This window comes from Gilliamella apis, assembly GCF_030758615.1.
GTDB classification, from domain to species: domain Bacteria; phylum Pseudomonadota; class Gammaproteobacteria; order Enterobacterales; family Orbaceae; genus Gilliamella; species Gilliamella apis_A.
Map to the genome: position 1 here is coordinate 1,083,376 of NZ_CP132381.1, position 12,514 is coordinate 1,095,889.

A 12,514-nucleotide genomic window follows, 5' to 3' on the forward strand; every position below is an offset into this window, starting at 1 on the left:
GTCTCCTGAATCCGTATTTATTAAAGCTATTCCGTAATTACTTTAAAAATTAATTGTGGCTGTTCAGCGCTATCACTAATAGTAATATTGTCATATAGTTTTTGTTTTATTGTATCAATACGATCACTACTTGCGTGAATAGTTAACAGTGTTTCACCTACTTCAACTTTATCACCTACTTTTTTATGTAGTACGATACCAACCGCAGGATCGATAACATCTTCTTTAGTTGCTCGACCTGCACCCAGTTGCATCGCAGCAATACCAATTTGATCAGCAATAATGCGTGATACATAACCTGCTTTTTGCGCTGGTAGATCAATTTGGTAAGGCGCATTAGCTAATTTCTCCGGGTAATCAACCACTGAACTATCACCACCTTGAGCTTCAATTAATGTTTTGAATTTTTCAATGGCCTTACCATTTTTAATCACTTCTTGTAGTTTTTTTCTTGCTTCATCTAGTGTTTCAGCTTTATTCGCTAACACCACCATTTGACTGCCAAGTGTTAATACCAGTTCAGTTAAATCAGCAGGACCATGGCCGTTTAATGTATCTATGGCTTCTTTAACTTCTAACGCATTACCAATCGCATAACCTAAAGGTTGAGACATATCAGAGATAATCGCCATGGTTCTACGACCAATTTGATTACCAATATTAACCATTTCATGAGCTAATTTTTCTGAGTCTTCCATGGTCTTCATTAAAGCACCGTCACCTGTTTTAACGTCCAAAACAATAGCATCTGCACCAGCTGCGAGTTTTTTACTCATAATTGAGCTAGCAATAAGAGGAATAGAGTTAACCGTACCTGTTACGTCACGTAATGAATAAAGTTTTTTATCGGCAGGGGTTAGGTTGCCGGATTGACCAATAACAGCGACACCTTTTTGATTAACTTGATCAATAAATTCTTGTTTATCTAATTCAATTTTAAAACCCGGTACTGTTTCAAATTTATCAGTCGTTCCACCAGTATGGCCTAATCCACGACCTGACATTTTAGCTACTGGAATATCTAATGCAGCAACTAATGGTGCTAACACTAAAGTAGTTGTATCACCCACACCACCGGTTGAATGTTTATCAACTTTAATGCCTTTAATTGATGATAGATCAACGGTATCCCCTGAATACATCATCGCACTAGTTAAATCAGCACACTCTTTTGAAGTCATGCCTTGATAATAAATCGCCATAAGTAAGGCACTGACTTGATAATCAGGAATAGAACCATTGGTATAGTTAGTTATAAAAAATTGAATCTCTTCGGTTGTTAAAGCATTACCATCACGTTTTTTTTCAATAATATCTACAAATCTCATTACACTTCTCTCTTAATATTAATAAAGCAAATTAGTATTATATTCTTCTCATCCAAAATTTGGACTGATGAGTGAGCTGATCTTGGTTAACTATCATCAATCGCTATTTTTCTTTTTCAATATGTTAAATTACATTGTTCAACAATAAAATTAATCTAAATCACTTTGTGAAAAACACCAAGGCAACAATTCACCAACAGTGGTTTCTTGGATTTTCTCTTGCATATTGATCAAAATCTCTGGCATATCTTTAGTACAAAGCTCAATAATTATTTTACGACAAGCAACATAAGTTGAGATTGGTTCTTTAGTATAATCAATCACAACAATTCCATAGGAAGTATTTTCAATGTTACAACCTAAAATTGCTTCGTCATCTTCGATTATTAATACCGCACCTACTTGAAATTTAGGATAGGGTACATAAGCCTTAAAGTGGGCTATTTTTGCTAGTTCGATTAATTATTCAATTTGCATAGTCATAATCCTTGTCATCATCAAGATGTTATTGTTTTTTAGATTGTAAATTTATTGGTGCTTGTAAATTAAGTTGATAGACACCAAAGCCTAAATTATCTTTTTCAACAAACTTAGTTGGATACAATGAATGTGTTTCGATATAGGTTTTAGCTTCATCAGTTGGTGATGATTCGAAACGAATATCCAAATTAGTTTGGCTGGTAATTGGTGCAATTCGCCAGTTACTATCAACAGTTACATCAACTTGTCCCTGTTTTTTAGTGTAATTAGTAATGTAAGCTGAAAGAATAACTCTTAAATCATCAGGTGAATTAAATTTAACATTTTTACCACCTGTACCAGGGAATGCACCGGTATAAGCACGATAGTTGTTAGTAGCAATTAAAAATGCTTGATTTGGATCAATTGTTTTTTGTTGATAGGTTAAGTTTATAATACGTTCTGATTCAGGATTAATTAATTGACAACTACCATCGTAACGTGCTGGTTTAGTGATATCAATTTCATAACTTACTCCATCGATAGTATCAAAATTATAAGTTCTAAATTTATCCCAATTAATCAAATATTGTGGTTTTGAGGAATTGATGTCAATTTGATTATAAACACCAGCCGAACATTCCAACCACTCTTTAACCTCTTTTCCTGTAATTTTTACGGCAGATAAAATATTAGGATAAAGATAGATATCGGCTGCATTCCTAAATGTTAAATCACCTTTTTTCACATCAACATAAGCTGTAGGATCATTTTTGCGACCGCCAGCTTTAAATGGTGCAATAGCCGATAAAATTGGTAACCCATCTAGATCAGGATCACCTTGAACAAATTGTTTTACATAATCAATTTGGGCATCGCTAATAATCTGTAAAGCAGATGTATCTTCGATTAAGGCTAAATAACTATTGATATCCGTTGATACCTTACCAATTGGCTTACCAACAAATTCACGGGTACCTTCATGATCATCTTTTAATACCTTGGTTATATTTTTATCTGCATCAACTAGTGCTTTTTTATTTTTACTATCGAAGATAGGGCGGGCTTGTGATTTACCAGAAACTACTTTCCAGTTAGATTTGTCTCCCTCAATCACTAAATCGACTACCCCTAAATGGCTTCCCCATTGTCCGGGCATCACTGCAGGAATATTGTTAATATTTCCGGTATTAATATCGGTATTAGGTAGCGATTTAAAATCCTCACTTGGGAATACGCCATGAGAATGGCCAAACATAATGGCATTAATACCTTCAACTTGAGTTAAATAATAAACAGAGTTTTCAGCTAATGCTTTATAAGGTTCCGCAGAAACACCGGAGTGAGGAATAGCAACGATGATATCAGCGCCTTGCTCTTTCATTTCTGGTACTAATTTTTTGGCGGTTTCAGTGATATCTTTAACTATCACTTTACCTTCCAAATTAAGTTTATCCCATTGCATAATTTGTGGTGGTACAAACCCAATATAACCAATTTTTATAGAGTGTTGCTTACCGTCTCTATCAACCACTTTTTTATCTAAAATAATATATTGCTTAAAGAAAGGCTTATTGCTCTTTGCATCATAAACATTGGCATTAACATAAGGAAAATTTGCCCCTGCTAGACTTTTTTGTAAAAAATCCAAACCAAAATTAAATTCATGATTACCAATATTACCAACAACATAATCAAGGGTATTAAGGGCTTTGTAAACTGGATGAATATCACCTTTATTTAGTCCTTTATTAAGCGCATAGTCAGCCATTGGACTGCCTTGAATCAGATCACCATTATCAACTAATACGCTATTTTTTACCTCTTCCCTCGCTTGATGAATTAAATTGGCTGTTTTAGCTAAACCAAAGGTATCAATATACTGATCTTTAAAATAATCGTAATTCATCATATTGCCGTGCAGATCAGTCGTTTCAATAATTCTTAAATCAACCGTTGCAGCTTGCAGTGTTCCAGAAATTAATAGGGTCAGTAGGCTTAGGGTTAATCGAGTTTTATTCATATTTATTTCCTATTTTTCTGATATGGTTATCCATTAACATGTTGTAATAATAAATCTTGGTATTTTTTTAATCTGGCAATAATAGCCGGATGATACTGCTTAGTATTAATTGCTTGTTGTAAAGATTGCTTATCATTGTCGTTAAAACAAGATAGAACCTCCTTGAGTAAACGTGATTTTTCGTTAGACTCAACGAATGCGGCATCAATTCCACAAAGGGTAATATCAAATAATTCCAAACGTGAAAAATGAAACGCTTGCTCGGCTAGCTGATACTCTTTTTCGATATCGGTACCAAAAATACCAGCATCATCGGTATTAAGGGTAATTCTTACCCCTTTATCATAAAGTTGTCGAATTGGGTGCTTATGAATATCACCATGTAAATTATTGACTAAAATACGATTACTGGTAAGAGCTATTTCTAACGTGATTTCATTATCAACTAATTGTTTAATCAAGCTATCATCTTCAATTGCCGCGATACCGTGTCCGATTCGATTTGCACCATGTTTTAAGGCTTGAATAATACTTTCAGCCGAATCAATTTCACCTGCATGGTAGGATTTTTTTAAATTTAATTTTTCAGCAAGTTGATGAGCTTTTTCAAAATCATCAAAATGCCCAGCTTTTTCATTACCTGCAATATTAAATCCAGTAATAAATGGATGCGGATTATTTTCGATAAATTGCAATGTATCGTATACTACATCGGCGCCAAGATGGCGTACACCAATAACATGATATCGTACGGTTATATTATGCTCTTTTTGAACATCTATGATTGCTTTATCCATTTGATTTAGTGTTTGTTGAAATCTTGCTTGATCCCAAACAACTTTACCTTGGTTTTCTGTTGCACAAATATGATAAGGTGACAAAAATAATTCGCAATAAATTAACCCTTGTTTAGCATTTCTACTTAAAAAATCATAGGTAATTAGGTAATAATCGTCAGGACTTTTAACAAAGTTAGAAACAGTATCATAGGTTTGGATAAATGAAACAAAGTCAGATTCATCATAATTATATCGACCATTTTTATACTCGATCTCATTATAATCGCCGATTTGATAACACAATGAATCAGGAAAAGGTAAATGATTTTTATCGGCTAGTTTTTTAGCCATAAAGGGAGTAATACTGCCTTCTACATGCTCATGAAGTATAACTTTTGGGATTATTTGTTTATTCATCTAGTTCTAATCTGTTCAATTATGCTTATAGGGCACTTGTAATAGTCATATTTCGGTAATTGATTTAAGTAATAAAAGCCGAATTGAAGCCCTATTTACAAGCGTTTTATTCTACCTTGATAAGACACTTATTTTCCATACATTTTGTGTGACTTATCAAATTTCTGTGAGGCTGGTAACATTTTAGCCTAGTTAAGAATTAGGCAACTATTTAACGGTTGCCTAATTGTTGATGTTATCAAGTTATTAACGAATAATCTGATTCAACTATTTACTATAATATTAATTGAATATTTCAAGTCAAAGAAGGTTCTTTGACTTGAATTTTATTTTAGTTAACTGCTAATGGTTTCTGTTTTTTGCTGAGCGGTATCATTTTGGAAAATGAAAACAAAAATAATTGCAAGCACTAATGAATAACCTGCAAAGACAAGCCATACATTATGCCAATCAATACCCGCTTCTGAAGTATAGTGATCAACAACAATACCACTAATCATTGAACCTAAATAAGCACCAATACCGTTAGTCATTGTCATAAATAAACCTTGAGCACTGTTACGGATGTTAGGTGATACTGTTTTTTCAACATACATTGAGCCAGAAATATTATAGAAATCAAAGGCACAACCATAAACGATCATCGATAACAGTAACAGCACAAAGCCGAATGGTGATGGATCGCCATAAGCAAATAAACCAAAACGAGCAACCCATGCCAGCATACTGATTAACATGACATATTTAATACCAAGTTTTTTCATAAAAAATGGTACAAATAAGATAAATACAACTTCCGAAATTTGTGAAATAGATAATAACACTGATGGGAATTTAACCACTAAGCTATCAGCATATTCTGGTACTTTGTCGAAGTCATGTAGAAACGGATTACCAAAAGTATTAGTAATTTGTAAAATCCCACCTAATAATACAGCAAATAAAAAGAAGATAGCCAATCTAGGTTGTTTTAATAATACAAATGCATCTAAACCTAATGAACTTACAATAGACTTTTCTTTGCCATCATTTTTTGCAACTTCAATTAAAGGTAAGGTTAATGAATAGAGACTTAATAAAACTGAACTACCAGCTGCAATATAAAGTTGCATATTACTGAGTTCTAACTGCATAAAACTAACCATCCACATTGCTACGATAAAGCCGATAGTGCCGAAGATTCGAATAGCAGGGAACTGTTCGATAACGTCTAGTCCTTGTGATTCTAAACAAGAGTAAGAAATTGAATTAGAAATGGCAATAGTTGGCATAAATGCAAGGCAATGGATAAGCATCACAATCATCATTAAAAATGGCGATGTGATAGATGCAGCGATAAATAAGGTTACTGCGCCAACCAAATGGCATAACACATATAAGCGATTAGCAGGTATCCATCTATCAGCTACGATACCAAGCAGACTAGGCATAAATACTGAAGCAATACCCATGGTGCCATATACGGCGCCAACTTCAATACCAGTAAATTTTAATTTAATCATCATATAGGAGCCTAAGGTAATTAGCCAACTCCCCCAGATAAAAAATTGTAAGAATAATATAACTTTCAGTTGTAGCTTGGTATTCATTTCGATTCCTTATTAAATGAGATCTTTCTAACCTATTAGATAAAAATTAATGAATAAAGATAAAATTTTGTTATTACTATTAATAACCTAGTTATAACGCTCAACAACATTTACCGTTAATAATAACGTCAATGTTAAAACTATTGGTTCCTCTTTTTTGAGTAACCAAAAAAAATGGCAGATATTCTGCCATTATTTATTATGAATTAACTAATACCGATTCTAAAGCGACTGTAATCATCTCTTTAAAACCCAGCTGGCGCTGTTCAGATGACATAGCTTCGCCTTTGCGAATATGATCTGAAACAGTACAGATCGCTAATGCTTTAGCTCCGTATTCTGCTGCTACACCATAAATACCAGCGGCCTCCATTTCGACACCTAAAATATTGTATTTTTCCATGATATCGAAAAGATCTGGCTCGACGCTATAAAATAGATCAGCAGAAAAAAGATTACCCACTTTCACATTAACATTTAATTGTTTAGCAGCATTAACTGCATTACAAATTAAACCGAAATCAGCAATCGCAGCAAAATCATGATCTTTAAAACGTAACCGATTGACTTTTGAATCAGTACAGGCACCCATACCAATAACCACATCACCAAGATTGACAGCGGGGCTGATGGCGCCACAGGAACCGATACGAATGATGTTTTTAACACCATAAAATTTAATCAGTTCGGTTGTGTATATAGAACAGGATGGAATGCCCATACCATGCCCCATAACAGAAATTTTCTTACCTTTATAGTCACCGGTAAAACCTAGCATTCCTCTAACATTGGTTACTTCTTTAGCATTCTCTAAAAAAGTTTCGGCAATAAACTTAGCGCGTAATGGATCGCCGGGCATCAAAACCGTTTGAGCGAAAGCGTCATCGGCGGCGTTAATATGTGGGGTAGGCATTTAACTCTCCTGATTTATGTCTAAAATACGTTACTACACTAACAAAAAAACAGTTTACTATTTGCGAATAAATGACTCACCATAATCCATCGGTGATAAATCAAAATAATCCGCAACACTTTGTCCGATATCAGCAAATGTTTTTCGATGACCTAATGACCCAGCAGGAACACTATCACCATAAACTAAAACAGGAATATGTTCACGAGTATGATCTGTTCCCGGCCAAGTAGGATCACAACCATGATCGGCACTAATAATTAATAGATCACCAGGTTGAATCAGTTCTAACATTTCAGGTAAACGACGGTCAAAATATTCTAATGCTGCAGCATAACCAGCAACGTCACGTCTGTGGCCGTATGATGAGTCAAAATCAACAAAATTGGTAAATACAATAGTGTTGTCTTTAGCTTGTTTAATTTCATCAAGTGAAGCATTAAATAGTGCTTCAATGCCAGTTGCTTTCACTTTCTTTGTGATACCTACCTCGGCGTAAATATCAGCAATTTTACCGATTGACACAACGTTACCTTGTTTTTCATCAACCAATTTTTTAATCATCGTCGGTGCTGGTGGTTCAACAGCTAAATCATGACGATTACCAGTACGCACGAATTCACCTGGTTTATTACCTAAAAATGGTCGAGCAATAACTCGGCCAATGTTATAATCGCCTTTATTAAGTTCATCACGAGCAATTTCACACACTTCATAAAGCTTATCTAAACCGAAAGTTTCTTCATGGCAGGCGATTTGAAACACAGAATCAGCGGAAGTATAAAAGATAGGTTTACCAGTAGCCATATGTTCAAGGCCAAGTTCATCGAGAATCACTGTACCTGATGAATGACAATCGCCAAGATAACCAGGCAACTTGGCGCGTTTAACGATATTATCTAATAATTCTTGCGGAAAGCTATTAGTAGTATTAGTAAAATATCCCCAATCAAATAGCACAGGAACACCAGCGATTTCCCAGTGACCTGATGGTGTGTCTTTACCTGATGAAATTTCACTGGCATAGCCATAAGCACCAATAACATTACCTTCAGTAGCCATTCCTTTTGGGTATGAACCAGTTGATTCGTAGGCAGCTTCAATTAAACCTAACTTTCCTAAGTTTGGTAAACTTAATGGTCCATGACGGCCGTTATCAGCTTTACCTAAAGCACAAGCTTCGGCAATATGACCTAATGTATTAGAACCTTCATCACCATATTTTTTTGCATCTTCTGCACCACCGATCCCGAAGGAATCGAGGATCATAATAAAAACTCTTTTCATATTTTCCTCTAAATCTCAACTACTTTTTAAATATAGCAACAATTCTAAATTATTAAGCCATCTAAAGCCATGATCTTTAGAAAATAGGATCAATGACTGATTTATCAGCTTTTTAAAAGCCTTTTAATAATAACGTTTACCATTAGTTTGAGTAAAATAGATTTTAACTCAATTTATAAAAAAGATCGCTTGGCTGACTATAATACATGATAAAAAAAAACAAAAAAGAGATCGATCTACATTACTTGATTATTTGCTTAATCTTTTGGCACTTTTTTGCTCAAGTAACTCATTAAGATCTGTAAAAAAATTTTAATAAATAAAAGATCGTTTTGCATTGTGCTAAAATAGTAACTAAATGAAGAGTAAATACAATTGCATAAAGAAGCTATATCATATATGCAATTGATAAAGCCATTAATTTGATGTTTTTAAACGCTAAAACTAATCAAACAAATGGAATAATTCATAAAAATGCCAAATAAGATTGGTTTAAACAAAATTAAAAGTCTGTTTTTATAAAAGGTCATTATTAATGAATCAAAAAATTCCTAACACTTTTGCCTTAGATGTTTATGCTAAACAAGTTGAAACTATCGCAACAGTTGAACAACTAATGCAAGTTTGGAAAAACAACCCCAATAATCAGCCAATCATGATGATTGGGCAAGGTAGTAATACGTTATTTACCGAAAATTTTGCTGGCACAATCATTGTTAATCGAATCAAAGGATTAACTATTACTGAAACGCAAACACACTGGCATTTAAAAGTTGGTGCCGGTGAATATTGGCATGATATTGTTGCTCAAACTATTAACCAAAATATTTCTGGACTTGAAAACTTAGCTCTGATTCCTGGATGTGTTGGTTCTGCACCAATCCAAAATATTGGTGCTTATGGTGTTGAATTTGAAAAAGTAGCAGATTATGTTGAATTGCTTGAATTTGCGACTGGTCAAATTATTCGCATTACTGATGGTCAATATGGTTATCGTGAAAGTATTTTTAAACAAAAATACGCCGAAGGTTATGCGGTTGTCTATGTAGGAATTAAATTACCAAAACAGTGGACCCCAGTGCTAACTTATGGGGAATTAAAAAATTTTGATCCGCAGAATGTTACAGCCCAAATGATCTTCGACAAAGTATGTGAGATTCGTCGTAGTAAATTGCCAGACCCAAAAGTACTCGGTAACGGTGGTAGCTTTTTTAAAAATCCCGTGGTAGATAAAAAACTTGCTGATAAACTACTTGAAAAATACCCATCAATGCCTATATATCCTCAAATAGATAATCAAATAAAATTAGCTGCTGGTTGGTTAATTGATCAGTGTGGTCTAAAAGGTTATCAAATTGGTGGTGCAGCAGTTCATCAACAACAAGCTCTGGTATTAGTCAATAAAGATAATGCTACAGCGCAAGATGTAGTTGCGTTAGCGCGTTATATCAAAGATGCAGTATTACAAAAGTTCTCGGTGCACCTATCGCCAGAAATTCGATTTATGGGCTCGACAGGTGAAATTGACGTGGATAACTTTTTATAAAGTGGCAAACGCTTTATAGATAATAAAACTACTTATAAACAATAAAACTATGAAACATTCGTATTCATTTCCTATTTTATTAACAAGTTTATTATTTGTTACCATTGCCTTATCGGCACTCAATACGCAAGTGCCGCTTTGGCTAGTCCGTGAAGATTTTTCGCTTGGACAGATAGGTTTAGTTGGTTCAAGCTATTTCACTGGTAACTTGCTTGGCACGATTATGGCAAATTGGTTTATTAGCCGATTTAACGCCAGATTTACTTATACCTACAGTTGCATCATTTTTGCGATTGCCACAATTGGTTTAAGTTTCTCTATGGATTTTTACAGTTGGGCAATATGGCGTTTTTTTATTGGTATTGCCTGTGCTGTCACTTGGGTTGTGATTGAAAGTTGTATTTTAGTCACTGGTACAGTACGCACCCGAGGAAAAATGCTTGCTGTATATCTAACTACCTATTACTTAGGTACTGTATTAGGACAAGCATTGCTACAATATTTTCCGCAAGACGTACTCTATTTTGGTTTAGTGATTACCGTACTAATGGGATTAGCCATCTTATTTATATTGCTAACCCACTATAAATTGCCGAAAAAGAAAAAAAGCAGTTTTAATATTATGCCAATGATATTATACAAACCTTCTCGAGTTGGTTTAATTGGTTGTGCTATTGCTGGTATGTTAATTGGATCACTTTATTCACTAATGCCTGCTTACTACTCTCACTTAGGTTATACTGATAATCAAGTAGCAAATTGGATGGTATTGCTGATACTTTCAGGTGTTATTGCTCAAATGCCTGCCAACTGGTGTGCTGACAAGTTTGGAAGGCGTATAGTGCTACTGGTCGAATCAATCTTAATGATGTTTGCTTGTAGCTTGCTGATATTTAATGTTTGTGGCGTATTAGCCATTATTTTATTAGGTTCAACCATTTATACCATTTATCCAATATCTATGGCGTGGGCTTGTTCGTGTGTACGCAAACAAGAAATTGTATCAATGAATCAAGCGATGTTATTAACTAATACTCTTGGTAGTTTAGTTGCACCAGCGGTTATAGCCTTTATAATGGATAAGTTAAGCAATACTTATTTATTCATCAGTTTTGCTATAATTTCACTATATTTTGTTGTTTTATTGTTAGTCAAAAAGTGAGGGATTTAATGCGCAGTAACCAAAATCCATTGAAGCTGATTAATATATTAGCTGATGGAGAGTTTCATTCTGGTGAAGAGTTAGCTAATCTATTTGGTATTACTCGTGCGGGTATCAACAAATATATCAAAGTACTAAGAGAGTGGGGGATTACTTTATCTTCTGTACAAGGTAAAGGTTACTGCTTAGCATCACCTATTGACTTACTCGATAAAACTAAAATCGATAACTATTATGGCGCAGATAGTCACGTCGAAGTGTTGCCTATCATTGATTCGACTAACCAATATTTATTAAATAATATAGAAAGATTAACAACGGGTGACAGTTGTGTTGCCGAGTTTCAATCCAAAGCCCGAGGCAGGCGAGGGCGTCAATGGTTCGCACCATTTGGCAGTAATCTTTATTTTTCGATGTATTGGCGACTCGATCAGGGCATTGCTGCTGCTATGGGACTGAGTTTAGTGGTTGGTATTGTAATGGCTGATACGTTAAGGGCAATTTCTGGTCAAGATATCAAAGTTAAATGGCCTAATGATTTGTATCTAGATGATCAAAAACTTGCGGGTATATTAGTTGAACTTGCTGGTAAAACAGGTGACTGTGCTCATGTTGTTATTGGTATTGGTGTCAATTTAATGATGACTAATCCCGATCCTAATATTGTTAATCAGAAATGGGCTAACTTAGGTAAAGTTGACCGCAATTTATTAGTGGCCAAAGTGGTCAAGAACTTAACATCAAAACTTACTGACTTTGAACAACATGGTTTAGCACCATTTCTTGATGATTGGCTACGACTCGACAATTTTGTTGATCGTCCAGTTAAATTATTAATTGGTGATAATGTCATTCGTGGTGTTGCTAAAGGAATAAATGAACAAGGTGCATTAATCTTAGAACAAAATGGTAAAACTAATACTTTTATTGGTGGGGAAATTTCATTAAGAAGTGATGAATAGCACTGTATAAAATAGCCCCATTTAATTGTAATGGGGCACCATTTAATTG

Annotated in this window: 10 protein-coding genes; 3 read left to right on the forward strand and 7 right to left on the reverse strand. The window is 34.5% G+C overall.

Translation table 11 applies throughout. The annotated features are described in order from the left end of the window. Window positions 1–26: 26 nt before the first annotated feature. From RAM17_RS05015 to RAM17_RS05045, 7 genes are all read right to left on the reverse strand, one after another. Window positions 27–1,328, reverse strand: coding sequence for a pyrimidine-nucleoside phosphorylase (locus RAM17_RS05015; protein WP_110448267.1), 1,302 nt, complete (start codon window positions 1,326–1,328; stop codon window positions 27–29). A 150-nt stretch (window positions 1,329–1,478) separates the two neighbouring features. Next, window positions 1,479–1,652: a hypothetical protein gene (locus RAM17_RS05020; protein ID WP_220000089.1), complete on the reverse strand. Its 174-nt coding sequence runs from the start codon at window positions 1,650–1,652 to the stop codon at window positions 1,479–1,481. 181 nt (window positions 1,653–1,833) lie between these two features. Continuing rightward, window positions 1,834–3,810, reverse strand: a complete 1,977-nt coding sequence (locus tag RAM17_RS05025) for a bifunctional 2',3'-cyclic-nucleotide 2'-phosphodiesterase/3'-nucleotidase (RefSeq protein WP_110448266.1) — start codon at window positions 3,808–3,810, stop codon at window positions 1,834–1,836. Between the two features lie 26 nt (window positions 3,811–3,836). Then, window positions 3,837–5,006, reverse strand: coding sequence for an adenosine deaminase (gene add / locus RAM17_RS05030; protein WP_110448265.1), 1,170 nt, complete (start codon window positions 5,004–5,006; stop codon window positions 3,837–3,839). A gap of 335 nt (window positions 5,007–5,341) precedes the next feature. Further along, window positions 5,342–6,595: a nucleoside permease gene (locus RAM17_RS05035; protein WP_110448264.1), complete on the reverse strand. Its 1,254-nt coding sequence runs from the start codon at window positions 6,593–6,595 to the stop codon at window positions 5,342–5,344. A 199-nt stretch (window positions 6,596–6,794) separates the two neighbouring features. Then, the gene (deoD, locus tag RAM17_RS05040) at window positions 6,795–7,508 is read right to left on the reverse strand and encodes a purine-nucleoside phosphorylase (protein ID WP_110448263.1); all 714 of its coding nucleotides are present in this window, start codon (window positions 7,506–7,508) and stop codon (window positions 6,795–6,797) included. A gap of 57 nt (window positions 7,509–7,565) precedes the next feature. Next, a complete protein-coding gene (locus RAM17_RS05045; protein ID WP_110448262.1) occupies window positions 7,566–8,795 on the reverse strand; it encodes a phosphopentomutase in 1,230 nt (409 codons plus the stop codon). A gap of 535 nt (window positions 8,796–9,330) precedes the next feature. Here RAM17_RS05045 and murB point away from each other — a divergent pair. From murB to birA, 3 genes are read left to right on the forward strand one after another with little or no spacing between them, the layout of a single operon-like run. Then, the gene (murB, locus tag RAM17_RS05050) at window positions 9,331–10,341 is read left to right on the forward strand and encodes a UDP-N-acetylmuramate dehydrogenase (protein WP_110448261.1); all 1,011 of its coding nucleotides are present in this window, start codon (window positions 9,331–9,333) and stop codon (window positions 10,339–10,341) included. A gap of 49 nt (window positions 10,342–10,390) precedes the next feature. Then, window positions 10,391–11,503 (forward strand): MFS transporter, encoded by a 1,113-nt coding sequence (locus RAM17_RS05055; protein ID WP_110448260.1) that lies wholly within the window; start codon window positions 10,391–10,393, stop codon window positions 11,501–11,503. Window positions 11,504–11,511: 8 nt separating this feature from the next. Then, complete coding sequence (gene birA / locus RAM17_RS05060; protein WP_110448259.1) at window positions 11,512–12,465, forward strand: bifunctional biotin--[acetyl-CoA-carboxylase] ligase/biotin operon repressor BirA; 954 nt, start codon at window positions 11,512–11,514, stop codon at window positions 12,463–12,465. Window positions 12,466–12,514: the final 49 nt, after the last annotated feature.